Raw genomic sequence first — 26154 nt, forward strand, 5'->3', positions numbered from 1 at the left:
TCTCCCTGTGGGTTCGCGTCGCTTCGTTGCGTTTGTTTTGGCCCGGACGGCTATTCCGCCGCCGTCCGGATATCGATCTTCTCGGCGCGGACTGCGCAGAACTTGAACTCCGGAATCTTGCCGAACGGATCGAGCGCCGGGTTGGTCAGCAAATTCGCCGCCGCTTCCGCGTAGCAGAAACGGCATGAAGACCATGTTCTCGGGCACGTCGCGGTCGGCGCGCACCTTGACCTCGACCGCGCCGCGGCGGGTCTCGAGGCGGATGAAGTCGCCGGGCGCGAGCCCCTTCTTGCGCATGTCCTTCGGGGTCATGAACGCGACCGCCTCGGGCTCGATCTGGTCGAGCACCTGGGCACGGCGCGTCATCGAGCCGGTGTGCCAATGCTCGAGCACGCGGCCGGTCGACAGCACCATCGGGTACTCGTCGTCCGGCAATTCGTCCGGCGGGATCACCTTGGCCGGCACGATCTTGCCGCGACCGCTCTCGGTCGGGAAACCGGTCGTGAAGATGATCTCATTGCCCGGCTTGTCGGGATCGTCGACCGGATAGGTCACCGCGCCCTCGCGAACCAGCCGCTCCCAGGTGATGTTCTTCAGCGACGGCATCAGCTGCGCCATCTCGGTGAACACCTCGCCCGGCCCCGCATAATTCCAGGGCAGTCCCATCCGCTTGGCGATTTCCTGGATGATCCAGAGATCCTGCCGCGCATCGCCCGGCGGCTTGATCACCTCGCGCGCCAGCTGCACGCGGCGGTCGGTGTTGGTGAAGGAGCCGGACTTTTCGGCGAACGCCGAGGCCGGCAGGATGACGTCGGCATGGAACGCCGTCTCGGTGACGAACAGGTCCTGCACGACGAGATGATCGAGCTTCGCCAGCGCCTGGCGCGCGTGCTGCAAATCGGGATCCGACATCGCGGGATTTTCGCCCTCGACATACATGCCGTGGATTTCGCCGGCGTGGATCGCGTTCATGATCTCGACCACGGTCAGCCCGCGCACCGGATCGAGCTCCTGCCCCCACAACTTCTCGAACGCGCCGCGCATGTCGTCGCGGCCGACCGGCTGATAGTCCGGCAGGAACATCGGGATCAGGCCGGCGTCGGAGGCGCCCTGCACGTTGTTCTGCCCGCGCAGCGGATGCAGCCCGGTGCCGGGGCGGCCGACCTGGCCGGTGATCAAAGCCAGCGCGATCAGGCAGCGTGCATTGTCGGTGCCGTGGACATGCTGGCTGATGCCCATGCCCCAGAAGATGATCGACGACTTGGCGCGGGCGTAGGCACGCGCCACCTCGCGCAGCGTCTCGGCGGGAATGCCGCAGATCGGCGACATGCGCTCCGGCGTGAACTCCTGGATCTTCGCCTTCAGCTCGTCATAGCCCTCGGTATAACCGGCGATGTACTGCTCGTCGGTCAGGCCCTCGGTGATGATCGTGTGGATCATCGCGTTCAGCATCGCGACGTCGCTGCCCGGCTTGAAAGCGAGATGCTGCGTGGCATGACGCGACAGCGACTGCCGGCGTGGATCCATCACGTAGAGCTTGGCGCCTCGCTTGGCCGCATTCTTGATGAAGGTCGCGGCGACCGGATGGTTCACGGTCGGATTGGCGCCGATCACCCAGATCACCTCGGCATCGGCCGCGGCCGAGAACGGCGCCGATACCGCGCCGGAGCTCAATCCCTCGAACAAGGCCGCCACCGACGAGGCGTGGCACAGCCGCGTGCAGTGGTCGACATTGTTGGAGCCGAAGCCGGTGCGGACCAGCTTCTGGAACAGGTAGGCTTCCTCGTTCGAGCCCTTGGCCGAGCCGAAGCCGGCGAGCGCCTTGGCGCCCTTCTCATCGCGGATTTTCTTCAAGCCGGCCGCGGCAAGATCGAGCGCCTCTTCCCAGGATGCCTCGCGGAAATGGGTGTAGGGATTTGCCGGATCGACCTGGTCGTTGGCATCCTTCTTCACGCCTGGCAGCCGCACCAGCGGCTTGGTCAGCCGGTTCGGATGATGGATGTAGTCGAACCCGAAGCGACCCTTGACGCAGAGCCGGTTGTGATTGGCGGGACCATCACGGCCTTCGGCGTAGATCACCTTCTCGTCCTTGACCTCGTAGGTGACCTGACAGCCGACGCCGCAATACGGGCACAGCGAATCCACCTTGCGGTCGGGCCAGGTGACGCGCGTCTGCTTGTCGTCGAGCATCACCGCCGGCATCAGCGCGCCGGTGGGACACGCCTGGACGCATTCGCCGCAGGCGACGCAGGTCGATTCGCCCATCGGATCGTCGAAGTCGAACACGATTTTCGAGCCGTGACTACGATAAGCCATGCCGATCACGTCGTTGACCTGCACCTCGCGGCACGCCCGCACGCACAGGCCGCACTGGATGCAAGCGTCGAGATTGACGCGCATCGCCGGATGGCTGGTGTCGGCGTGCCAGCGCTCGGTGGCGGGGAAGCGGCTCTCGGTGACGCCGGTCTTCTCGGCCCAGTGCCAGAATTTCGAGTCCGGATCGTGCGAGGTCTCGCGCGCCGGCTGATCGGCGACGAGCAGCTCCATCACCATCTTCTGCGCCGCGATGGCGCGCTCGCTGGCCGACTTCACCTTCATGCCGACCGAAGGCGTCCGCTTGCAGGACGCCGCCAGCACGCGCTCGCCTTCGATTTCGACCATGCAGGCGCGGCAATTGCCGTCCGGCCGATAGTCCGGCGCGGGAGAATAGCAGAGATGCGGGATCTCGGTGCCCTGGCGCTTGGCGACCTGCCAAATCGTTTCGCCGGCCCGCGCTTCGACCTGATGCCCGTCGAGCTCGAACTGGATCGTCTGGACGGAGTTGTGATCGTTGCTCATTCAAATCCTCGTCGAATTCGCCTGCTTGATCCACCTACTCGGCGGCTTGCTGCGGACGAAACCCGTCCGGAAAATACTTGATCACGGAAGTCAGCGGATTGGAGGCCGCCTGACCGAGCCCGCAGATCGACGCGTCGCGCATCGCCTGGCCCAATTGGTCGAGCAGGTCCTTGTTCCAGACCGGTTGCTGCATCAAGAGTGCCGCCTTCTCGGTTCCGGCGCGGCAGGGCGTGCATTGCCCGCAGCTTTCATCCTCGAAGAACTTCATCAGGTTCAGCGCGGCCTCCCTGACGTCATCGGCCTGCGAGAGCACGACGACCGCGGCGGAGCCGATGAAGCAGAGCCGTATTTCTCCAGCGTGCCGAAATCGAGCGGGATGTCGTCCATCGCGGCCGGCAGGATGCCGCCGGATGCGCCGCCCGGCAGATAGGCCTGCAGCGTATGGCCGTCGGCCATGCCGCCGCAGTACTCGTCGATCAGTTCGCGCACGGTGATGCCGGCCGGTGCGAGCTTGACGCCCGGATTCTTGACGCGTCCCGACACCGAGAAGCTGCGCAGGCCGTGGCGCTCGTTGCGGCCGTGGCTCTTCCACCAGTCGGCGCCCTTCTCGACGATGTCGCGAACCCACCACAACGTCTCGATGTTGTTGATCAGCGTCGGCAGGCCGAACAGCCCGACCTGGAACGGATATGGTGGCTTGTGCCGTGGCAGGCCGCGCTTGCCCTCGATCGATTCCAGCAGCGAGGATTCCTCGCCGCAGATATAGGCGCCGGCGCCACGCCGCAGATGCAGCGTCGGACCGCCGGGCGGAAGTTTTGCGATCTCGCGCGCAAGGATCTCGCGGCAGGCCGGGTACTCGTCGCGGATGTAGATGTAGACTTCGGGCGCCTCGACCACGTGGGCGCCGATCAGCATGCCCTCGAGGAAACGATGCGGATCGGTCTCGAGATAGTAGCGGTCCTTGAACGTGCCGGGCTCGCCTTCGTCGCCGTTCACCGCCATAAGCCGCGGACCGGGCTCGCCGAGCACGGCGCGCCACTTGCGGCCGGTCGGGAAACCGGCACCGCCGAGACCGCGCAGCGACGCATCGTCGAGCGCCTTCAACAGGTCTTCCCGCGGCAACTCGCCTGAGCGCAGGCGCGCCAGCAGCCGGTATCCGCCGTCGTCGACATAGGCGTCGTAATCGATGTAAGGGGGGAGATGCACATGCGTGTCGCCGCTCTTCGCCGCAGCGAGCACGTCGCTGACGGTCGCATGATCGACGAAGTTGTGGCCGACCTCGGCGGCGGGTGCGGTGTCGCATCGGCCGACGCACGGTGCCCGCACGACGCGGATGCCGGGGCCGGCGCGGCTCTGGAGATCCTTCAGGAGCTTCTCGCCGCCGAGCATCGCGCAGGTCAGCGAATCGCAGACACGCACGGTGAGCGGCGCGATATCAGGCTCGCCTTCCTTCACGATGTCGAAATGCGCATAGAAGGTCGCGGTCTCGAACACTTCGGCGAATGACAGCCTCATCTCGTCGGCGAGCGCCGCAAGATGCGCCGCCGAAATCTGATGGTATTTGTCCTGGATCAGATGGAGGTATTCGATCAGCAGGTCGCGACGCCTCGGCCGGTCCGCGAGCAGCGCCTCGATCTCATGAGCGGCCGCAGGGTCGACCTGGCGTCCCTTGGGCGTGGCTTTCGCCCGCTTCCTGCCTGCTCCGGGATGCTCGAACGCGCGGACCTTGTGAACGTCGTCTCCACTCATGAAACCTCGCCTTGGAACCCGGCTTTGCGCAAGTTGCGCCGCTTCAACCAACTCTATTCTCTGGCATGCCACAGGCAAGCACATTTAGGAACGCCTCTAGCAGCGTCGGGTTGCCGCGCAGCCCATTGTTACTGTTTGCCTATCGGTCGATCTGAATTCCCAATCGCGCAAGCGGCCGGCTCGCGCGATCTCGACCACGTCTGCGGCATCAGAGCAGGTCGGCGTAGCCGAGAAAGCCGACCGTATCGCCCGGCTCGACCCGCACGATGGACTCGCCGAGCTCGATCAGCCCATCCGTCTCGATCAGCGACGACAACAGGCCGGCCCCTTCGCGGGGAAACTTGGTCGCCTCCAGCGAGCCGTCCGCCGCCCGGCGCAGCGAGGCGCGGACATATTCGCGGCGGCCGCTCTTCTTTTTGTAGCTGAACGCGGCACGGACCGGCATCGGCAACAACGGAGACAGGGTTGCTCCCGACAGCGCCAGCACGGTCGGCCGCACCACGTGAACGAAGGTGACGAAGCCCGCCACCGGATTGCCGGGCAGGCCGATCAGCGGCGTGCCGTCGATGATTCCCATCGCCACCGGGCGGCCCGGTTTGATCGCCATCCGCCACAGCACCAGCGAGCCCGCCTGCTCGATGCCGGCCTTGACGTGGTCCTCTTCGCCGGTCGAGACGCCGCCAGTGGTCAGGATCAGGTCGTAGCGTCGTGCAGCCTGCTTGAGCGCATTGGCGAGCCCGGCCCGTTCGTCGCGCAGGATGCCGAGATCGCCGACCTCGCAACCGAGCCGCCGCAACATCGCGATCAGCATGAAGCGATTGGAATCGAACAATTGCGCTTCGGCGCGCGGGCTGCCCGGCGCGGCCAGTTCGTCGCCGGTGGAGAACACCCCGACACGCAGGCGTCGCACCACGTCGAGCGTGGTGAGCCCGAAGGCCGCGGCGACGGCGATGTCCTGCGGCCGCAGCCGCCGACCCGCCGCCAGTGCGACATGGCCGCGTGGAATGTCTTCGCCGGCAGGACGCACATTGGCGCCGGCCTTCAGGCCCGACGGCAGGATGACGCTGCCCGCATCGTCGATCCGCACGTCTTCCTGCATGAACACGGTGTCGGTGCCGTCGGGCATCGGCGCACCGGTGAAGATCCGCACCGCCTGGCCGGGCCGTGCGGGCGCTGCCGGCGCTCCCGCCTGCACGCGCCCGGCGACGGGAAACGCGCGCTCACCGCTCGCCGGCAGGTCCGCACCGGAGATTGCGTAGCCGTCGACGGCGGAATTCATGAAAGGCGGCAGCGGCAGCGGCGCGGCGACGTCGTGGCTAAGGATGCGTCCGTCGGCGTCCACCAGAGCGACGGCTTCCGTCTCGCCGACAGGCTTGACGCGCGAGGCGATGATCGCGACGGCCTCGTCGACCGACATCATCGGTCCGCCGAAAGCGAAGCAGTCGTCGGAAAGCTGCGCCATGATGTCCCTCAGTCCTCGGCCATCGACAAGATTTGTTCGACCCACATCGCGAACTGCGGCGTTATCCTCAAGGCCGGACCATCCTTGACGAATCCTTGGCAGTTCCGGCGAAGCGGCGGAGAGTGGCCAGTCAGTCTCCGATCGTGCTTATATCCCCAGCTTCGTTGCCATGTGAACCCATTGGGACGCCGACCTGTGACCGAGAAGACCACCGCTCCCGTTATTGTTCCAGACCCGGACGACCCGCGACTGACCGAGCGCGTCATCGGCATCGATCAGACCGGCGCGCCGACCGAGATCAAGGTGCCGGTCGAGCGGCCGCTGACGCTGTACCTCAACGCACAGGAGATCGTCACGATGATGACGATCAACGACTATCCCGAATACCTCGCGCTCGGCTACCTCCTGAACCAGAACATGCTCAAATACGACGACGTCGTCACCGAGGTCGAATATGACGACGACCTCCAGGTGGTGGTGGTCCGCACCGAGCACCACACCAATTTCGAAGCGAAGCTGAAGAAGCGGACGCAGACCTCGGGCTGCGCGCAGGGGACAGCGTTCGGCGACCTGCTCGAAGCCGTCGAGAAGGTCGCGCTGCCGAAGGCCGAACTGCGGACCTCCTGGCTCTACCAGATGACCCACACCATCAACACGATGCCGTCGCTCTATCTGGAAGCGGGCGCCATTCACGGCTGCGTGCTGTGCAAGGAGAGCACCCCGGTCTGCTACACCGAGGATGTCGGCCGGCACAACGCCGTCGACAAGATCGCGGGCTGGATCTATCGCCACAATGTCGATCCGGCAGACAAGATCCTCTACACCACCGGGCGGCTGACCTCCGAGATGGTGATCAAGACGGTGCGGATGGGCATCCCGATCCTGGTCTCCCGCTCCGGATTCACGGCGTGGGGTGTCGATCTGGCGCGGCAGGTCGGATTGACGCTGGTCGGGCGCGCGCGCGGCAAGCGCTTCATCGCGCTGTCGGGTGAGGGGAGGATCGTCTACGACCAGAACCTCGACTATGTCGAAGAGGAATCGATGCGGCACAAGCGCAAGGGCGAGGCCGACAATGGCTGATATCCCGGGGACTGACATCCCGGGCGTGCTGCTGGCCGGCGGCCTCGCGCGGCGGATGGGCGGCGGCGACAAGCCGATGCGCAAGATCGCCGGCCGGACCATTCTGCAGCGGGTGATCGACCGTCTCGCCCCGCAATGCAGCGGGCTGATCGTCAACGCCAACGGCGACCCCGCGCGCTTCGCCGCCTTCGGCCTTCCCATCGTCGCCGACGATGTCGCCGATTATCCGGGTCCCCTCGCCGGCATCCTGGCCGCGCTCGATTGGACCGCGGCCAACCGGCCGGATGCGAAATGGGTGCTGAGCGCGGCGGGCGACTGTCCGTTTCTTCCGCGTGATCTTGTCGCACGCCTGGAGCAGGCGCGCGCGGCAGAGAATGCCGAACTCGCGGTCGCCTCATCCGGCGGGCAGACGCATCCGGTCATCGGTCTGTGGAGCGTGCGTCTGCGGAACGAATTGCGCCACGCGCTCGTTGAGGAGGACGTGCGCAAGATCGATCGCTGGACCGCGCGCTATCCGCTGGCGACGGTCGAATGGCCGACCGGGCCGCTGGATCCGTTCTTCAACGCCAACACCGTCGAAGACATCATGGAAGCCGATCGCCTCGCCGCACTCGACGGCGGCTGAGACGCGCGCCTGCGCTTGCGTCCGGAACGAACATCCCCGGCTGCGAGCACGCACGCAGCTAGCCGAGCTGTTCGCCGGCCCGCCCTCTCCGATCCGTTTCCACGGCGCGCAGATAGTCCAGCATCAGGCGGCCGGTTCCGGACAGGTGCGCGGCATCGCGGACCACAATCTTCAGCTCGCGCCGCCCCCAATCGTCGCGCAGCGGGATCGCACGCAGGCCCATGCCGGCACCGACGACTGCGAAGGCGCGATCGGGGATCAGGCCGAGGCCCATATTGGCCTGCACCATGCGGCAGACCGCATCGAAGCCCGGCACGTTGATGCGCAGCCGCATCGTCTTGCCGGCTTGCGTCGCCGCATATTGCGAGCGCAGATAGATCGAGCTCGCGGTGTGTAGGCCGATGTGGTCGAAATCGAGCGTCTCGATAAACAGCAGCTTCTCGCGGCCGGCGAGCGGATGGTCCGGCCGCATCACCACCACCAGATTGTCGTAGCGATAATGGAAGACCTCGAGCGCGCGGCTGTCGGCTTCGGCCGAACAGATGCCGAGCTCGGCCGCGCCCTCCTCGATGCCGCGCACAACCTGCCCGCTCGGGCGCTCCTGCAAATCGACGCGGAGCAGCTCGTGCGCGGCGAAGAAAGCCGAGAGATCCTCGGGCAGATACTGCACGATCGCCGAGAGGTTGGCGAGCATGCGGACATGGCCGCGCACGCCTTGCGAATATTCCGACAGCTCGACCGCGATCTTCTCGACATTGAGCAGCGTGACCCGGGCGTGATGCAGCAGCGCCTCGCCGGCCGGCGTCAGCGCCATGCCCTTGGCGAGCCGCTTAAACAGCGTGACGCCGAACGCCAGCTCGAAATCGTTCATCCGTTTCGACACCGCGGAGGCCGCAATCCCCTCGCGCTGCGCGGCGCGGGTGAGGTTCTGCTCGTCGCAGACGGCGACGAACAGGCGAAGCGTGGTGAGGTCCACACGGCGCGTCAGCGCGGTTTCCGCGGGTGTGGCGGCGCGCGGGATGTCGACGTCGATGATGGAGGCGAGCGGCATGGGCGGCGTCCTTGCGGGAGGGACGCTGACAGGCTAGCGCGGGCGGCCGCGCAAAAAATCCCAAACCGATCCGGAGACAGTCGGATTGTTGGGAATAGATTCCAACAAAGCCCTTCAAGGGCAAACTTTATTCCAATCGAAAACCATTCTCTTCAGCATCAGATGACGCAGCTACCGCCAATATCTGGTACAGTGCAGCCCTCGGGTGCCCCGACTAGCGTCAGCAATTGACAGGGCCCTGTTCCGACACGGACGCAGTACGCCCATCGGGCTGCCCTGCTGATTCCTTGGATCAGGAGAGCATCATGCGTGACGAAGTCAAAATTGAACTACGTGAAAATTTGCGCGGCGTGGTCATCGCGCGCGGCGATTCGAAACCGATTACGACGAAGCTCGTGCACTCTTTAACGGCATGATCGACAAGCGGCCCTCGCTCATCGCACGATGTGTCGATGTCGCCGACGTCATCGCCGCGGTGAAGTTCGGCCGCGAGAACGACCTGCGCATCGCAATTCGCGGTGGCGGTCATAATGGACCCGGTCTCGGCAGCGTGGATGACGGACTGGTCATCGACCTGTCTGCCATGAAGGGCGTGCGCGTCGATCCGGTTGCCCGCACGGCGCGGGTCGGCGCGGGATGTACCCAGGGCGATGTCGACCATGCCACCCATGTGTTCGGCCTCGCCGTCCCGGCGGGTATCATCTCGACCACCGGGATCGCAGGCCTGACATTGAGCGGCGGCCATGGCTATCTCACCCGCAAACATGGCCTCACGATCGATAATCTGCTCGAAGCCGACGTCGTGCTCGCCGACGGCAGCTTTGCCGTCGCCAGCAAGGACGAGAACGCCGACCTGCTCTGGGCGCTGCGCGGCGGCGGGGGCAATTTCGGCATCGTCACGTCCTTCCTGTTCAGGCTCCATCCGGTCAATGCCGTGTTTGCCGGACCGATCGCCTGGGATCAGCAGCATGCGCGCACGATCATGCAGCATTATCGCGACTTCCTGCCGACCGCGCCGGAGGAGCTCAGCGTCTTCCTCGGACTCAAGACAATCCCGTCAGGTCCGCCATTTCCGCAAGAGCATTGGGGAAAGCGCATCTGCCTGTTGATGTGCTGCTACGACGGCGCCGAGGACGGCGGCAGAGGAGCGCTGGCACCGCTGCTCGATGCCTTGCCGACGCCATGGTTCAACTGGATGGGGACGATGCCCTATCCTGCCGTGCAGAGCATGTTTGACGGGCTCTACCCCAAGGGCATGCAGTGGTATTGGCGTGGCGATTTCGTCAAGACGTTGCCGGACGCCGCGATCGACGCCCATCTTGAGCAGGCCGCAAAGACCCCGAGCGAATTGTCGCTCATGCATCTCTACCCGATCGACGGCGCCGTCCATCGCGTCGGCGGCGGCGAGACCGCGTGGAATTGTCGCGACGCGACCTGGTCGATGATCATCGCCGGAATCGATCCGAATCCGCAAAAGGCAGGGCCAATCACACGATGGACCAAGGCCTATTGGGAGGCGGTTCACCCGTTCGACCTCGGCGGCGCCTACCCGAATTTCATGATGGATGATGAGGGCGAAGCCCGTCTCAAGGCTACCTACGGATCCAACTATGCGCGGCTGGCTGAGGTGAAGCGCAAATATGATTCCGCCAATCTGTTCCGGGTCAACCAGAACATCAGGCCGGCCGCTTGACGCCGACTCAAAAGGTGACGGCGCGCCTGGCAAATGAAAACGCGGCGCCCAAGGCGCCGCGTTTTCGAATGCTTTGATCGAGTGAACGGTCAGCCCGCGACCTTGGTCGCCGGGACGTCGCGCTGGCGCTTCATCACGATCTTGTTCAGCGCGCCGAGATAGGCCTTGGCGGAGGCAACCAGCGTGTCCGGATCGGCGGCGCGCGCGGTCATCGAACGGCCTTCATGGGCGAGACGCACCGAGACTTCGGCCTGTGCGTCGGTGCCTTCGGTCACGGCGTGGACTTGGTACAGCTCCAGCTTGGCCTCGTGCGGCACCAGACGCTTGATGCAGTTGAAGACGGCATCGACCGGACCGTTGCCCTCGGCTTCCTCGATCTTGATCTGGCCGTCGACGTCGAGCTTCATGGTCGCGCGCTGCGGGCCATGGGTGCCGGCGATCACGGTCAGCGAGGCCAGCTTGATGCGGTCGTGCGCGGCCGCCATCTCCTGGTCGACCAGCGCCTCGATGTCCTCGTCGTAGATGTCCTTCTTGCGGTCGGCCAGCGCCTTCATCCGCGTAAAGGCATCCTCCAGCTGGTTGGCGCCGAGCTTGTAGCCCATCTCCTCCAGCTTGTGGATGAAGGCGTGGCGGCCGGAATGCTTGCCGAGCACCAGCGAGGACTGCTTCAGGCCGACCATCTCGGGCCGCATGATCTCGTAGGTCGAGGCATCCTTCAGTACGCCGTCCTGGTGGATGCCGCTCTCATGGGCAAATGCGTTGCGGCCGACGATCGCCTTGTTGTACTGCACCGGGAACGAGGTGGCCGCGGACACGACCTTCGAGGCGCGGGTCAGCTGCGTAGTGTCGATCTTGTTCCAATACGGAAACTTGTCGTTCCGCACATTGATCGCCATCACGATCTCTTCCAGCGCGGCATTGCCGGCGCGCTCGCCGATGCCGTTGACGGTGCACTCGACCTGCCGCGCGCCGCCGACGATGCCGGCCAGCGAGTTCGCCACCGCCATGCCGAGGTCGTTGTGGCAGTGCACCGAGAAGATCGCCTTGTCGGAGTTCGGCACGCGCTCGATCAGCGTCCGCATGAAGTGGGTGTATTCCTCCGGCACCGTGTAGCCGACGGTGTCGGGGATGTTCACCGTGGTGGCGCCGGCCTTGATCACCGCTTCGACGATCCGGCACAGATAGTCCATCTCGCTGCGGGTGCCGTCCTCGGCCGACCATTCGACGTCGTCGATCTGGTTGCGGGCGCGGGCGACCATGGCAACCGAGGTCTCGATGACCTCCTCGGGGGTCTTGTTCAACTTCACGCGCATATGCAGCGGCGAGGTCGCGATCACGGTGTGGACGCGGCCGCGGCGGGCGAACTTGACGGCTTCGGCGCAGCGATCGATGTCGGCCGGATGGGCGCGGGAGAGGCCCGCGATGACCGCGTTCTTGGAGCGGCGGGCGATCTCGCTGACCGCCTGGAAGTCGCCTTCCGAGGTGATCGGGAAGCCGGCCTCAATGACGTCGACGCCCATATCGTCCAGCAACTCGGCGACCTCGAGCTTCTCCTCGAAGGTCATGGTGGCGCCGGGGCACTGCTCGCCGTCGCGCAAGGTGGTGTCGAAAATGATGACGCGGTCCTTCTCGGACTTGTTCGCGGTGGCCATGTGAGAAATTCCTTTAAGCTTTGCGCCCGTCATGTTGCTTGGGCGATATCAGGGTCCGATGATCTCGTACAAACCCCTGAGTGCCCAGGCGCAAACGCCCAGCCGGCCCTCAGGGGCAGGTAAGAAGAAGGCCGCCAATAAGCAGGGTGGGCGCCGCGGCCGGGATCGTGGCGGTAGCCTGCGCCACCTCCCCCGAAATCCCATCGATTTGGCCGCGAATCAGCATTGCCAGACCCTGTTGAGCGCCGAAATCCTCGGTCAAAACCCTTGACGGTTGGTTGCCGGGACGCGCTATGCGCCGTCGTTCTAGACGATTATGGCAAGCCGCCGCAATGGGTAAAGATGGTCAGCGGGGTTGACCTATCGTGCCGCATGGCTCGGCGCGTCCGGCCCCGTCCCTGTCCCCTCACCTCCGCCCGCGCGAAGACGCGCGCAGGCTCGACGGCGAGCGGCCGTAGAGACCGGCGAAGGCGGCGTTGAAACGGCGGACGCTGCCGAAGCCGGCGCGGAAGGCGATCTCGGTCATCGCATCATCGGTGGTGTCGATCAGCCGCTTGGCGCGCTGCACGCGGCGGGTGGTCGCGACTTGCTGTGGGCTGGCGCCGACGTGGCGCTCGAACAGCCGTCCGAGGTGGCGCGCGGTGATGCCGAGCCGGTCGGCCAACGCAGCAACCGAGCCGCGCTCCAGCGCGCCGCCATCGATCAGCTTCAGCGCGCGCGCAACCGTGGAGCGCGTGCCGTTCCACGCCGGACAGAACGGCGCGGTTTCCGGACGGCAGCGCAGGCATGGCCGATAGCCCGCCGCCTCGGCCGCGGCGGCCGTCGGGTAATAGGTGACGTTGCGTGGCAACGGGTGCTTCACCGGACAGACCGGGCGGCAATAGATCCGCGTGGTCTTCACCGCGGTGAAGAAACGGCCGTCATAGCGCGCGTCGCGCCGCAGCCGCGCAGCGTTGCAGACCTCGAAGCTGAGCATGGCCGCAGACTAGCGCATCACGCGATCGGGGAAAGTGGCCGGCGGTGATGAGGTCCGATTCCGGCCAGCAGGCCTCGCCACGCCGACCTAGATCGAGCCGATCGATCACCCCTGGAGACATCGCAATGACCACCCCAACCGTCAAGGAAACCGTCCTCAATGCCTGGCAGACGTTCAGGACCCGCGACACCAACCTGATCGCCGCATTGTTCGCACCGGATGCCGAATGGATCGCGCCGGCCCGCAACGCCACCGCGATCGCGCTCGATCACACCGATCACATGATCGGCGCGGAGGCGATCGCACGCTTCATCTCGACCGAGATGCATCGCCTGTTCACCGAGATCGACATCGCGTTCCGCGCCGTTCATGCCGACAGCGACAGCGTGATCGTCGAGGAGCGCATGCGCGCGACGCTGCCGGACGGCCGGCGCTACGACAACGACTACTGCTTCGTGTTCGTGGTCGAGGCAGGCCGCATCAAGCAGGTTCGGGAATACATGGATACGCGCAAGGGCTGGCAGATGGTGTTCGGAGAGGCTGCGGCGTGACCACGGCTGCGTGCGGCGCGATTCGAGCGTGATTTCGCCCGCCTTCTCGCGAGGGGAAGGCTTCCTTCCCCTTGCGGGTCGCGCAGCCTGATTGACATCGACTAACCTATCCGCACCGTCATGGCCGGGCTCAGCCGTCCGAAGTACGGCGTCGCTTCCGCTCGCCGATGTCCCGGCCAAAACACGAGCGCAGCGAAACCCTTCCTACACCATGACAGCATGCGCGGCACCGGCCGGCGACAGCCGTGGCGCGTATGCGGCCGGGTAAATCAATCTTTGCTCAACTGGTTGCATCTAGTGTGCCGGCGGCGACCGGGTGTTAGGGCGCGTCCTTTGGTTGGTTAAGGAGATATCAGGATCATGCCCACGACGAACCTGGCCGATGGGCCCAATCAGCGCCAAGCCGGCTTCAATCTCTTCCTGGTCGGATTCCTGATCCTATTTCTCGAGCTGGCCTGCATCCGCTGGTTCTCGGCCAAGGTCGTGTTCCTGCAATTCTTCACCAATATCGTGCTGCTCGCGGCCTTCCTCGGCATGTCCTGCGGCTGCCTTGCCGCGCGGCGGACCACCAACTGGCTTGCGCTGTTTCCGGGGCTCGCCCTCGTGACCTTCGCTGCCGTGGCCACGATCATGGTGCTGTATTCCAACTGGGGCCAGTTCGCGGTCGACGTCGGCCATCAGGCCTCGCCGCAGGAGGTGTTTTTCGGCACCGAGTATCGCAACCCGGATCTCGCCAAGTTCGTCGTGCCGATCGAGGCGATCGCCGGGCTGTTCTTCGTGCTGATCGCGCTGATGTTCGTCGGCCTCGGCCAGACGCTCGGCCGCGCCTTCGACGCCTATCCCAACCGCGTCGCCGGCTATTCGCTGAATATCGGCGGCAGCCTCGCGGGCATCGTCGGGTTCTCGCTGCTGTCGTTCGCGCAGGCGCCGCCGGTGGTCTGGTTCGGCATCAGCTGCGCCGGCATCGTCTACCTGCTCTACCAGGACAAGGCGCTGTCGATCCTGCGCCTTGCGACGATCATCATTGTGGTGGGATTTACCGCCTTCTACACCGATCGTTCCGACAGCCATGACATCCGCTGGTCGCCCTATTACGCCGTCGACCTCAACAAATCGAACGGCGTGATCACCGTCAACAGCATCGGCCATCAGGAAATGATGCCGTTCAGCGAACGCGGCTCGTCCTATTCGCTCATCCACCTGCTGCAGCAGCACAGCGGCGGCGCGCCGTTCAAGAACGTCATGATCATCGGCGCCGGCTCCGGCAACGATCTTGCGCACGCATTGCGCTTCGGCGTCGAGCGCATCGATGCGGTCGAGATCGATCCCGTGATCCAGAACATCGGCATCCACAACCATCCCGACAAGCCCTATCAGGACCCAAGGGTGGTGCCGCATCTCGACGACGGCCGGCATTTCCTGCGCACCACCGAACGTAAATACGATCTGGTCGTGTATGCGCTCGTCGACTCGCTGATCCTGCACAGCGGCTACGCCAACATTCGCCTCGAAAGCTATCTGTTCACCGAACAGGCGTTCCAGGACGTCCGCCGCGTGCTGAAGCAGGACGGCGTCTTCGTGATGTACAACTACTATCGCCAGGGCTGGATCGTGCAACGCGTGGCCGAAATGGCCAAGCAGGTGTTCGGCTGCGATCCGCTGGTGCTGCCGCTGCCCTACAAGGAAACGCTGACCTCGTCGGAAGCGGTCGGCTTCACCACGATCATCGCGGGCTGCAATCCGCGCATCTCGACAGCATTCCGCGACCGCGGCCAGTTCTGGCTGAACAGCATTCCGCCGGAAAACCTGGCGGTCAACGGCTTCGACAAGCCGCAAGAAAAGGGACAGGACAAGGCTGCAGCCCAGCACGGCGACTGGGTGCCGCTGGCGCCGGCGAAACTGGTGGTCGACAATGAAGGCGCCAGGCAATCGACCAGCGACGACTGGCCGTTCCTCTATGTCAGCGGCAGGCTGATTCCCGACCTGACCGTTCGCTCGATGATCCTGCTCGGCGTGCTTGGGCTTGGCCTCGTCTATCTGTTCAAGCCGAAGGGCGCCTGGCGACCCAACAACCGGATGTTCTTCCTCGGCGCGGCCTTCATGCTGCTCGAGACAAAGGCAGTGGTGCAGATGGCGCTGTTGTTCGGCAGCACCTGGCTGGTCAACTCTGCGGTGTTCTTCACCGCCCTGCTGCTGATCCTCGCCGCCAATTTGTATGTGATCAAGGTGCCGTCGACCCGCCTGGCGCGGCACTATGCCGGGCTGCTGGCGCTGCTGGCGGTCTCGGTGCTGGTGCCGCTCGACACGTTCCTGAGCGGCGGCATCGTCTGGCGCTACGTGATCCCGTGCGCGCTGGCGCTCGGCCCGATGTTCTTCGCCGGCGTGATCTTCGCCCGCTCGTTCCGCGACGAAGCCAATCCCGATCAGGCGTTCGGATCCAACATCGCGGGATCTGTTATCGGCGGCCTCGCCGAATCGTGCTCGACCCTGCTCGGCTTCCGCTATCTCCTGATCGTGGCGATCGGCTTCTATCTCTTGTCGGCCTGGATGCCGTCACGCAAGGGCTAGCGCGCAAGGGACGCGCTGGCAGACCGGAGAACGGTACTCGCTACCGCAGATATCTGCGGTAGCGATCGAGCTCCCGTCGCAGGCGCGCGCGGCCAAAATATCGAAAACAACCCCATGCAAAGGAGCCGGCGGCTGCCGGGACTCGACCGGGCCACTTGACACGTCGGGCAAATCAAGGGCATATTTCCAGTATTCCGAAATCGCGCCTCGCCCACAGAGCGCGAGAAAAACGCCGCCCTACTTCTTCGCCACATTCTTCTCCGCCGCGCCGCCCTTGCCTTCCGCCTCCAGCGCAGCACGGACACGCTTGAATTCGCTCAGGTCCGCCTTGTCGACCTCGGGGAATTTCAGCTCGAGCCTGTCGAGCGCATTGACGATGGTCGAGCCGATCACGACGCGGGCGAACCATTTGTGGTCGGCGGGCACGATGTGCCAGGGCGCCTCCTTGCTCGCGGTCTGGTGGATCATGTCTTGATAGGCGGCCTGATATTTGGCCCACAGCGCGCGCTCGGAGACGTCGGCCATCGAGAACTTCCAGTTCTTGGCCGGCTCCTCGAGCCGGTCGAGGAAGCGCCGGCGCTGCTCCTCCTTGGAGACGTGCAGGAAGAATTTCAGGATCACGGTGCCGTTGCGGGACAGATAGCGCTCGATCGCGGAGATGTCCTCGAAGCGCTCGCGCCAGATGTTCTTGGTCACCAGCCGTTTCGGCAGCTTCTGCTTGGCGAGCACATCGGCATGAACGCGCACGACAAGGCATTCCTCGTAGTAGGAGCGGTTGAAGATACCGATGTGGCCACGCTCCGGCAGCGCGATCATGGCGCGCCACATGAAATCGTGGTCGAGTTCCTTGGTCGAGGGCTGCTTGAACGAGGACACCTCGCAGCCCTGCGGGTTGACGCCCTCGAACACGCTCTTGATCGCACTGTCCTTGCCGGCGGCATCCATGCCCTGGAAGATCAGGAGCAGCGACCAGCGGTCCTGGGCGTAGAGCTTCTCCTGGAAGTCGTTGAGCCGCGTGCGGTTGGCTTCGATGATCTTGCCGCCGACGTCCTTGTCAATGCCGCCTTTCTCGGCGGTCGGATACGATTTCAGGTGGAATTCGCCTGCTCCGTCGAAGCGGAACGGCGCGACGAAGGGCTTCAGTTCATCGGCGAGCGATGGGGACGGTTTGTTGCTCATGGCCTCTCGACGGCTTGCGGGGCGATTTGATCCGGTCGATCACGCTACCAAGAATGCCCTTGGGCAGGAAGATGATGAAGAGCACCAGCAGCACGCCATAGACCAGGTTGTCCCAGCCGACCGCCTTGGTGCCGAACGAAATGCGCAGCACCTCGGCCAGCACGATGGTGATGATGGCGCCGACGGTCGGTCCCAGCGCCACATAGACGCCGCCGACGATCGCGGCGAACACCATCTGCAGGGAGACCGCGATGCCGCTCACGGTGTCCGGCGAGATGAACATCTGGTACTGGCAATAGAGCGCACCGGACAGCGCGGTCATCAGCGCGCTGATCAGGGTGATCTTGAGCTTCTCGGCGGTGACGTTGACGCCGGCGGCGGCCGCCGCATCCTCATCCTCCGAGATCGCCTCCATGGCGTGGCGGATCATGCTGCGGTCGATCGCGCGCCAGATCACGAGACCTGCGACCCAGACTGCGAGCGCAATCAGATACCAAGTGATCTTGTCGTCGAATTGCAGTGCGAACAGCCCCTTGCCGCTCGGCGCGCGCTGCGGCGTGTAGCCGAGCGAGCCGCCGGTATAGTCGCGGGTCGCGGTGATGACCTGAAGCACGATGCCGGACAGCGCCAGGGTCACCAGCACGAAATAGTGCCCGGTGATGCGAAAGCGGAAGCAAGGATAGGCGACGACGAGCGCGAGCACACCGGCTGTCGCCATGCTCAGGGGAATCCCGATCCAGGGCGAGACGCCGAGGTGATTCCAGAGCAGCGCGGTGACATAGGCGCCGATACCCATGAAGCCGCCATGGCCGAGCGAGACCAGGCCGAAGCGGCCCATGATCGACCACGAGGTGTAGGCGAACGACCAGATCAGGATCAGCACCAACACGTGCAGATGATAGGGGTCGCGGTGCACGAAGGGCAGCGCGACGAGCGCGAGCAGCGCGATGATCCAGCCGGCGAGCCCTCTGTTCACGAGCGCCTCGCCAGGAGGCCCGCGGGCCGGATGAACATCATGACGATGAAGAAGGCGAACGCCAGCACGTAGCCCCATTCGAGATCGGAGAACAGGCCGCCGAGCGAGATGATCTCGGCAAACACGAAGGCCGCGACGAAGCCGCCGATGAAATTGCCGAGACCGCCGAGCACGCAGATCAGGAAGGTGATCGGCCCGAACGACAGCCCGACGAACGGATGCACGTCATATTGCAGCACCAGGAGGCAGGCGGCGAGACCGGCGAGCCCGCCGCCGATCGCCGAGGTGACGAGGTAGATGCGCCTGGGATCGACGCCCATCAGCGGCATGATCTGGCGGTCCTGCGCGATGGCGCGGATCGCGGTGCCGGTGAAGGTCCGGGTCAGGAACAGATAGACGCCGATCATTCCGACCAGCGCCGCGCCGAACGACAACAGTCGCGCGTAGCTGAAATTCATCTCGCCGAGCGCCAGCACCGGGAGGCGGATACCGAGATTGCGGAAGTCGATGCCGAAGGCGACGGTGGCGAAGCTCTGCAGGATGAACAGCACGCCGCCGGTGGCGAGCAGCTGGTTGATCGGCGGCGCGGTCAAGAGCGGCGCGATGACGAGGAAATGCAGCGCGGCGCCGAGCAGCGCTACCAGGAGGATGACGAGCGGCGCGGCGGCCCAGTACGGCAAATGAAACACCTGCACGAGATAGTACATGCCGTACATGCCGATCATCACGAGCTCGGCGTAGCAGATCCAGGTGACGTCGATGACGCCGAAGATCCAGGTTGAGCCCGAGCGCCAGGAGCGCCAGCACGCCGCCGAGCAGGATGCCGTTGATCACGGCCTCCAGCAGGTAGATGTCGAAAATGTCGAGGAAGGATTGCATGCTGCTAGCCGCCGTCCTTCACCTCTCCCCTCCGGGGAGAGGTCGCGCCGAAGGCGCGGGTGAGGGGTCTCGGGTGCCATGAGAGGACGCAACCCCTCACCCGGATCGCATCTATCGATGCGATCCGACCTCTCCCACGAGGGGAGAGGTGAGCCGTTGATGCCGCACGAGCTCGATCTACCTTCATCATGTTCTACACTCCCAGATACGCCTGCTTGATGGTGTCGCTGGCCGCGAGCTCCGCTGCCGTGCCGGCGGCGCGGATGCTGCCGGCTTCCAGCAGATAGGCGCGGTCGACCACACGCAGCACCTGCTGCACGTTCTGCTCGACGATCAGCACGGTCAGCCCGCTGGCGCGGATGCGCTTGACCAGCTCGAACACCTGCTGCACGACGATCCCGGCGCAAGCCCGGCCGAGGGCTCATCGAGCAGCAGCAGTTTCGGGTTCGACATCAGCGCCCGGCCGATCGCGCACATCTGCTGCTCGCCGCCCGACATGGTGCCGGCCATCTGGTGGCGACGCTCCTTCATGCGCGGGAACAGCTCGAACACGAAGTCGAGCCGCTCGGCGTAATGCGCGCGGGCGCCGGGCATGTAGGCGCCCATCTTCAGATTGTCTGCCACGGTGAGCCGCGGAAACAACCGGCGGTTTTCCGGCACATGCGCAATCCCGAGGCTGACGATTCGATGCGCCGGCGTCCTGACGACGTCGGCACCCTCCATCGATATCTTGCCGTTACTCGGGCGGATCAGGCCGGAGATCACGCGCATGAGGGTCGTCTTGCCGGCGCCGTTAGGCCCGATCACGCCGACCGCCTCGCCCGCCTTGACGTCGAGGCTGACGTCGAACAGCGCTTGGAAGCTACCATAGCCCGCGTCGATCGATCGGAGCTCCAGCATGCCGGTCACGCCCCGATCCGGCGGCGCGCCTGCTCGGCGACGGCGGCAGCCAGGCTCGCATCCGCGTCGGTGCCGAGATAGACCTCGATCACCCTGGCATCGCCCGCGACGTCCGCCGGCAGGCCTTCGGCGATCTTCTCGCCGTGATCCAGCACCATCACGCGATCGACCACCCGCATCAAGACACCCATGATGTGCTCGACCCAGATGATGGTGATGCCGAGCTCGTCGCGGATTCGGCGCAGCATGTCGGCGGCCTGGTCCATCTCGGTCTCGTCGAGACCGCCGAGGCTTTCATCGGCCAGCAACAATTTCGGTCCGGTGGCGAGCGCCTTGGCGAGTTCGAGCTTCTTCAACCCGGCCGCGCCCAGGCCTTCGACGCTGCTATGCCGATCGGTCGGCAGGCCGACCATCGCCAGCGCGCGTTCGGCTGCCTCCTCGGCCTTGCTGCGGCTGTGGCGGCCCTGGCCGTAGAAGCCGGCGAGCACGACATTCTCGAAGATGCTCAGGCGATGGAACGGCCGCGGGATCTGGAAGGTGCGGCCGATCCCGCCGACGATGATCCGGTGCGGGGCGAGACCGGCGATCTCGCGGCCGTCGAACAGGATCGAGCCTTCGGTCGGCGGCAGCGTGCCCGACAGCATGTTGAAGATCGTGCTCTTGCCCGAGCCGTTCGGCCCGATCAGGCCGAGGATTTCGCCCTGCTCGACGCGGAACGACACGTTGTTGACGGCGCAAAAGCCGCCAAACCGCTTGACCAGGCCTTCGACGGCGAGCACGGCGTCCCTTTCGCGAGCGCTAGAGCAGGAAGAAGTCAGGTGGAGACGGCTTGGCCGCAGACTCGCTGCACCTCTCCCGCTTGCGGGGGAGGTCGGAACGCATCGAAGATGCGGTCCGGGTGGGGGCTCTCTCCACAATGAGACTCGCGGAGAGAGCCCCCACCCCAGCCCTCCCCCGCAAGCGGGAGAGGGAGCGCGGTTCCTTCGCGGCTGCTGTTTGACCTGATCTCATCTTGCTCGGCTATTTGTAGCTGTAGGTGGTGCCGGCCGGCAGCGGCAGCACGGTCTCGCGCTGCATCTGGCTCTTCGGCCACACCACATAGGATTTATCGTCGATATATTGCAGCACCACCGGGAACGAGCGCGCGTTCTGCCCGGCGTACTGCTCCCCCTCGCCGTAGAACTTCACGCCGTAACCGAGCATGGTGCCGCCCTCGGGAATGTCGGTGTCGAGCGCGGCCTTGCGCAGCGCATCCGGATCGATGCCGCCATACTTCTTGATCGCGCGCGGCAGCACGTCGTCGAGGAAGACATAGGCGTTGGCTGCGCCGATGCCGACGTGGGCGGAGCGGATCGGCACGCCGGGCTTCAGCTTGTCAAACTCCTCACCGACCATCTTGATCACCGGCGGCAGCTTGGCATCCATGCCGTTCTGGTTGGCGAGCCAGATCGAGATCGGGTCGGTGTTGAAGAGATAGTTGGCGTCGGCGCCGAGGCCTTCCTTCAGCTTCTCATAGACGCCATAGCCGGCGCCGTGGCCGACGATGGCGCCGAACTTCAGCCCCTGCTCGCGCGCCTGACGGAATAGCAGCGTGATGTCCGGATTGTAACCGGTGTGGAAGATCACGTCGGGCTTGGCGCGCTTCAGCTTGGTGACCAGCGCCGACAGGTCGGGCGCGGTTGCCGAATAGCCCTCCTTGAGCACGATGTTGAAGCCGGCCTTCTTTGCACCGGCTTCGTTGCCCTTGGCGACGTCGACGCCATAGGCGCCGTCCTCATGGATGATGGCAACGCGGAGGTCCTTCGGCTCCTTGCCGAACTTGGACATCGAGTATTGCGCGATGAAGTCGGTCGTCATCATGCCGTACTGGTTGCCGGCGGCTTGCGGACGGAACACGTATTTGTAGTTCTTGCCGTCGAACACGCCCGAGGAGATGCAGGTCGTGATCCACATGAACTTCTTCATCTGGTCGACCCGGGCCGCCACCGGCACGCATTGCGCCGAGGAGAAGAAGCCCATCACCATGTCGACCTTTTCCTGCTCGAGCAGGCGGACGGCCTCGTTGATGGCGATGTCGGGCTTGCTCTGCGCGTCGGCGTAGACGGCCTCGACCTTGTAGCCCTCGACGCCGATCTTGGCGTAATGGTCGAGCATGATCTTGACGCCGGTATATTGCAGCTCCGAGCCGCCGCCGGCCAGCGGGCCGGTCAAGTCGAAGATCACGCCGATCTTGATCTTCTTGTCCTGCGCATGCGCGGCACCGGCCACGCCCAGCGCCGCAAGCGCGACAGACAGACCCGCAAGCCAGCGGGCGGCCTTCCTGACCGGCATAAATCCCTCCCCAGAGATTGTGCACTGCATTTTTTGTTCGTGCCGCCCTATCACAGGGGGAGCGGCCGATGATGTCAAGCGCGATGGCTGCGTCGCCACGGCGCAGGCTTGCGCAAAGTTTCGGCGGAACGTTGCCGACGAGCTTTCGGACCGGAGAACTACGGAAGGCAACTTCGCTATTTCTGACTTATCCTGAGGGCTGCGAAGTAGCTGTCAGTGGAGGTGACACATGACTCATGTGCTTTGCAGAGCGAGACTCATCTCGTGGTTCGGTGCGTGCGTGCTTGGATTGGGAGCATCGATTGCCGCTTCGTCGGGTACGGTGGCGCAGAATTCACCTACCGCCGAGGCCAGGCTGAAGGAGTTGAACATTACGCTGCCGGCCGTGCCGACACCGGTCGCCAACTACGTCGATGCGGTCCGGGTCGGCAATCTGCTCTTCCTCGCAGGAAACACTCCGGCTGCCGACTGGAAGTACTAGGGCAAGGTGGGCAAGGACCTCACCGTGCAGGAAGGTTATGACACGGCCCGTCAGGTCGGCCTGATCATGCTGGCAAAAGTGCGCGTCGCACTTGGGAGCCTCGATCGCGTCAAGCGCGTGGTCAAGGTCTTCGGGATGGTCAATTCGGCCGAAGGCTTTGGTGACCAACCGAAAGTCGTGAACGGCTTCTCCGATTTGATGGTGCTCGGCGAGGCGGCCGGCAAACACGCGCGATCTGCTGTTGGAATGGCGGGCCTTCCATTCAACAACGCCGTGGAGGTCGAAATGATCGTTGAAGTGGCCGAATGATCGGCCAACCGTTGTTTCGGGTCACAAGCCGTCGATGACGACTGATCCAGGCAACGACCACTTCACCCTCGGAAGCTGACTCTTATGACTACGCGCCCTACGCCGGCAGCTGCGTTTCGATGAACGCGGTGACGAAGCGCGGCATTGCGGAGTTGAGATCGGCGCGGCTGCGCACCAGATGGATGCCGGCGAGTTCGGGATTTTTCTGGCGCGCGAGATTGGATTCGATACGTGCACGTAGCGTGTCAGCGGGCATGTCGACGCGCAGGATCTGCATCATCGCGAGCGCGACACCGGTATAGATGCAGTGCCAATCGGCATCCGCGCGGCAATCTGCTGCGGTAAGACCGGTCTCCTCCTCGAGTTCCCGCATCACGCTGCCGGCGATATCGACCGTGTCGACGCTGATGTCGTCGAGATCGGGCGTGCCGGAGGGGAAATAGATGCGTCCGGCGTTCGCCGTCCGCTCGCCCATCACCCCACACACGAAGGCGCCGTCGCTCGAGAGCAGCGCGCCCATGCCGAAGCCGTTGAATATCTCCTTGTCCGGAAAACCCCAGTCGCGCCAAGCGAGGAAGCTTGCGAAATCGGTCTCGAAATAGCTCGTGCTGAGCCGCTCGCCGGCGAAGACCGGATCGCGCCCGAGCAGAACGCGGCCGTTCCACAGGTTCGGGTTGAGCCGCTGCTGCTCGGCGAAATGCGCGTCGATCTCGCCGCGCCGCTCGTCCGCGAACGGCCAGGGACGCCGCTGCAGCGCCAGGTCGAGCGCGGTGACGCGACAAATCAGCGGAGACGGCATGTCACTCACCGCAAACTCATTTCGGCATGATCTCCGCGCAAACTACTTCGCGCTTCCGGTCGTCTTCTTGACCTGATCGACATATTTGTTGGTGTAGGTCTTGGTGACGTCGATGCCGGCCTTCGCCACTTCGGGTGACCCCTCGCTGAACACGGCGAGCACGGCGTCCGCGCCCTTGGGATCCATCTTGCCGGTCTCCGAATACATCGGGATCGTGTTTTTCAGCGCTGCGAGATACTGCGCCCTGTCCTTTCCGACGATCTCGTCCGGCATCTTGGCCATGATGTCTTCGGCGGTGTGCGAATGGATCCAGGCCAGCGTCGCCATGATGGCATTGGTCAGCGCCTGCACCTCCTTCTCGTGGCCGTTGACCCAGGCCGCGGTCGAATAGAGCGCGCCACCGGGATATTCGCCGCCGAACACCGCAAGCGTGTCGTGCTGGGTGCGGGTGTCGCTCAGGATCTTGAGATCGGAATGGCTGCCCTGCAGAACGGTGACGGCGGGATCGAGCATCACGGCAGCGTCGATCTGGCCCTGCTCCATCGCCGCGACCGCGGTCGCGCCGAGGCCGACGCCGATCACGGCGGTGCCTTGGGGATCGAGTCCGTTCTTCTTCAGCATGTATTTCAGGAAGAAGTCGGTCGAGGAGCCCGGCGCGCTGACGCCGACCTTCTTGCCGGCGAGATCCTTGATCGAATTGATCTCGCCGGTGTGCTTGGGCGAGACCACCAGCACGAGGCCGGGATAGCGGTCATAGACCACGAAAGCCTGCAGCTCCTGCTTCTTGGCCGCGAGATTGACGCAGTGGTCGAAATAGCCGGAGACGACGTCGGCGCTGCCGCCGAGCACGGCCCTGAGTGCATCCGAGCCGCCCTTGAGATCGACCAGCTCGACCGCGAGCCCGGCCTTGTCGTATTCGCCAAGCTGCTTGGCCAGTACGGTGGGCAGATAGCACAGGCAGGCGCCGCCCCCGACCGCGATGGTGATCTTGCTTTGCGCCGCGGCAAGGCCCGTGGACAGGGTCAGCGCCAGCAGCGTTCCGGCAAGCTTGCCAAGCAGTTTGTTCATGACGTCCTCCGTTCGACTGGCCGGCAAGATAGAGGAGCAAGCCTGCCTTGAGAAGGCATTGATCGTGATCCCCAAGGGCACGCCGCATGGCGGCACCAAGCCGAACGGCCGCGCCATCAAGGCAATCGCGATCAAGACGCCGCCGCAGGCGCCTGACGATACCAAGCTGCTGGATTGACGACGGTCCGTCAGCCGTCATCGCGAGGCGCGTACCGTCACCCTGAGGAGGCCGCGAAGCGGCCGTCTCGAAGGGTCGACGGCCACCAGCCGGGCCGTGCATCCTTCGAGGGCCGCTGAAGAAGCGGCCACCTCACGATGACGGAGTGCATGGCTCGATCAACGTGTCGTGTTCGGGCCGGCGCGCAACCCGGAGGTTCCACTACATGACCATTGACAGATAATTCGCTTGCCTCACGTCCGCTCGCCCCATAATATGATGATCGTCATTTTATAGAGAGCGAACCATGAGCCTGGACGATCACCCCACGGTCAAGGCGGTGCGCGCGCGCAGCAGCCAGCACGTTCAGGACGTCCCAGTCTCTTCGGAATTGCTCAAGCGGATCGCGCGGGAGTGCGGAGCCGATGACGTCGGCATCATCGAATTCGAGCGCGCCGCCATCGCGCCGCAGCGCGATTTCATCCGCAAGGTCTACGGCCGGACGCGTTCCCTGCTCGCGATCGTGTGCCACATGAACCGCGAGCCGGTGCGCTCGCCTTCGCGCTCGGTCGCCAACGAGGAATTCCACGGCACTTACGATCACGTCAACGAAACCGCGCGTGCCATCGTGCGCGCGCTCGACGAGCACGGTATCCCGGCCTGCAATTCAGTCGCCGCCTTCCCGATGGAGATGGACCTGCCCCGGATCATGATGGTCCAGCACAAGCCGATCGCGGTGGAAGCAGGCCTCGGGCGGATGGGAATCCATCGCAGCATCATCCACCCGAAATTCGGCAGCTTCGTGCTGCTCGGCACTGTCCTGCTCGGAT

17 protein-coding genes and 5 pseudogenes are annotated in these 26154 nt (G+C 64.6%); 7 read left to right on the plus strand and 15 right to left on the minus strand.

Annotation, left to right across the window (positions count from 1 at the left end; genetic code table 11):
- Positions 1-50 precede the first annotated feature (50 nt).
- From fdhF to ACVWW1_RS16690, 3 genes and pseudogenes are all read right to left on the minus strand, one after another.
- A pseudogene (fdhF, locus tag ACVWW1_RS16680) lies at positions 51-2838 on the minus strand (formate dehydrogenase subunit alpha).
- A 34-nt stretch (positions 2839-2872) separates the two neighbouring features.
- A pseudogene (locus ACVWW1_RS16685) lies at positions 2873-4587 on the minus strand (NAD(P)H-dependent oxidoreductase subunit E).
- A 208-nt stretch (positions 4588-4795) separates the two neighbouring features.
- Positions 4796-6049, minus strand: a complete 1254-nt coding sequence (locus tag ACVWW1_RS16690; RefSeq protein ID WP_456656715.1) for a molybdopterin molybdotransferase MoeA — start codon at positions 6047-6049, stop codon at positions 4796-4798.
- 195 nt (positions 6050-6244) lie between these two features.
- On the opposite strand from ACVWW1_RS16690, the gene ACVWW1_RS16695 reads away from it, so the two are divergent.
- Together ACVWW1_RS16695 and mobA are read left to right on the plus strand one after the other, a co-directional pair.
- The gene (locus tag ACVWW1_RS16695; protein ID WP_207831630.1) at positions 6245-7129 is read left to right on the plus strand and encodes a formate dehydrogenase accessory sulfurtransferase FdhD; all 885 of its coding nucleotides are present in this window, start codon (positions 6245-6247) and stop codon (positions 7127-7129) included.
- Positions 7122-7754 carry a molybdenum cofactor guanylyltransferase MobA gene (mobA, locus tag ACVWW1_RS16700; protein WP_456656716.1) on the plus strand — a complete coding sequence of 211 codons (633 nt, stop codon included), beginning with the start codon at positions 7122-7124 and terminating at the stop codon, positions 7752-7754. The genes ACVWW1_RS16695 and mobA overlap by 8 nt, the downstream gene beginning before the upstream one ends.
- A gap of 58 nt (positions 7755-7812) precedes the next feature.
- Here the strand turns inward: mobA and ACVWW1_RS16705 are convergent, their stop codons facing one another.
- Entirely contained in the window at positions 7813-8805 is a 993-nt protein-coding gene (locus ACVWW1_RS16705) for a LysR substrate-binding domain-containing protein (protein WP_456656717.1), read from the minus strand.
- A 412-nt stretch (positions 8806-9217) separates the two neighbouring features.
- Between ACVWW1_RS16705 and ACVWW1_RS16710 the strand changes: the two genes are divergently transcribed.
- The gene (locus tag ACVWW1_RS16710; RefSeq protein ID WP_456656718.1) at positions 9218-10498 is read left to right on the plus strand and encodes an FAD-binding oxidoreductase; all 1281 of its coding nucleotides are present in this window, start codon (positions 9218-9220) and stop codon (positions 10496-10498) included.
- Between the two features lie 89 nt (positions 10499-10587).
- On the opposite strand, the gene ACVWW1_RS16715 is transcribed toward ACVWW1_RS16710, so the two are convergent.
- Together ACVWW1_RS16715 and ACVWW1_RS16720 are read right to left on the minus strand one after the other, a co-directional pair.
- Positions 10588-12150, minus strand: coding sequence for a 2-isopropylmalate synthase (locus ACVWW1_RS16715; RefSeq protein WP_207831638.1), 1563 nt, complete (start codon positions 12148-12150; stop codon positions 10588-10590).
- Between the two features lie 406 nt (positions 12151-12556).
- Complete coding sequence (locus tag ACVWW1_RS16720; protein ID WP_456656719.1) at positions 12557-13126, minus strand: bifunctional transcriptional activator/DNA repair enzyme AdaA; 570 nt, start codon at positions 13124-13126, stop codon at positions 12557-12559.
- A 125-nt stretch (positions 13127-13251) separates the two neighbouring features.
- Here ACVWW1_RS16720 and ACVWW1_RS16725 point away from each other — a divergent pair, with 125 nt between their 5' ends.
- Together ACVWW1_RS16725 and ACVWW1_RS16730 are read left to right on the plus strand one after the other, a co-directional pair.
- Entirely contained in the window at positions 13252-13677 is a 426-nt protein-coding gene (locus tag ACVWW1_RS16725; protein WP_456656720.1) for a nuclear transport factor 2 family protein, read from the plus strand.
- 360 nt (positions 13678-14037) lie between these two features.
- Entirely contained in the window at positions 14038-16245 is a 2208-nt protein-coding gene (locus ACVWW1_RS16730) for a spermidine synthase (protein ID WP_456656721.1), read from the plus strand.
- 237 nt (positions 16246-16482) lie between these two features.
- Here the strand turns inward: ACVWW1_RS16730 and ACVWW1_RS16735 are convergent, their stop codons facing one another.
- From ACVWW1_RS16735 to ACVWW1_RS16760, 6 genes and pseudogenes are all read right to left on the minus strand, one after another.
- On the minus strand, positions 16483-17424 hold the full coding sequence (locus ACVWW1_RS16735) for a polyphosphate kinase 2 family protein (protein ID WP_456656722.1): 942 nt from the start codon (positions 17422-17424) through the stop codon (positions 16483-16485).
- Positions 17390-18400, minus strand: a complete 1011-nt coding sequence (locus tag ACVWW1_RS16740) for a branched-chain amino acid ABC transporter permease (protein WP_092115807.1) — start codon at positions 18398-18400, stop codon at positions 17390-17392. The genes ACVWW1_RS16735 and ACVWW1_RS16740 overlap by 35 nt, the downstream gene beginning before the upstream one ends.
- A pseudogene (locus ACVWW1_RS16745) lies at positions 18397-19279 on the minus strand (branched-chain amino acid ABC transporter permease). The gene ACVWW1_RS16740 and the pseudogene ACVWW1_RS16745 overlap by 4 nt, the downstream one beginning before the upstream one ends.
- A 193-nt stretch (positions 19280-19472) precedes the next feature.
- Positions 19473-20179, minus strand: a pseudogene (locus ACVWW1_RS16750) (ABC transporter ATP-binding protein).
- Positions 20180-20184: 5 nt separating this feature from the next.
- Positions 20185-20958 carry an ABC transporter ATP-binding protein gene (locus ACVWW1_RS16755; protein WP_173637918.1) on the minus strand — a complete coding sequence of 258 codons (774 nt, stop codon included), beginning with the start codon at positions 20956-20958 and terminating at the stop codon, positions 20185-20187.
- A gap of 241 nt (positions 20959-21199) precedes the next feature.
- On the minus strand, positions 21200-22510 hold the full coding sequence (locus tag ACVWW1_RS16760) for an ABC transporter substrate-binding protein (RefSeq protein ID WP_456656723.1): 1311 nt from the start codon (positions 22508-22510) through the stop codon (positions 21200-21202).
- A 322-nt stretch (positions 22511-22832) separates the two neighbouring features.
- Here ACVWW1_RS16760 and ACVWW1_RS16765 point away from each other — a divergent pair.
- A pseudogene (locus tag ACVWW1_RS16765) lies at positions 22833-23300 on the plus strand (RidA family protein).
- Between the two features lie 97 nt (positions 23301-23397).
- Here the strand turns inward: ACVWW1_RS16765 and ACVWW1_RS16770 are convergent.
- Positions 23398-24099 (minus strand): NUDIX hydrolase, encoded by a 702-nt coding sequence (locus ACVWW1_RS16770; RefSeq protein ID WP_456656724.1) that lies wholly within the window; start codon positions 24097-24099, stop codon positions 23398-23400.
- 42 nt (positions 24100-24141) lie between these two features.
- The gene (locus tag ACVWW1_RS16775; protein ID WP_456656725.1) at positions 24142-25167 is read right to left on the minus strand and encodes an ABC transporter substrate-binding protein; all 1026 of its coding nucleotides are present in this window, start codon (positions 25165-25167) and stop codon (positions 24142-24144) included.
- On the opposite strand from ACVWW1_RS16775, the gene ACVWW1_RS16780 reads away from it, so the two are divergent.
- Positions 25166-25345, plus strand: a complete 180-nt coding sequence (locus ACVWW1_RS16780; protein ID WP_456656726.1) for a hypothetical protein — start codon at positions 25166-25168, stop codon at positions 25343-25345. The genes ACVWW1_RS16775 and ACVWW1_RS16780 overlap by 2 nt on opposite strands.
- Positions 25346-25610: 265 nt before the next feature.
- On the opposite strand, the gene ACVWW1_RS16785 is transcribed toward ACVWW1_RS16780, so the two are convergent.
- Positions 25611-25973: a hypothetical protein gene (locus ACVWW1_RS16785; RefSeq protein WP_456656727.1), complete on the minus strand. Its 363-nt coding sequence runs from the start codon at positions 25971-25973 to the stop codon at positions 25611-25613.
- Between the last annotated feature and the right edge of the window lie 181 nt (positions 25974-26154).

It is taken from the genome of Bradyrhizobium sp. JR3.5, from assembly GCF_054057015.1.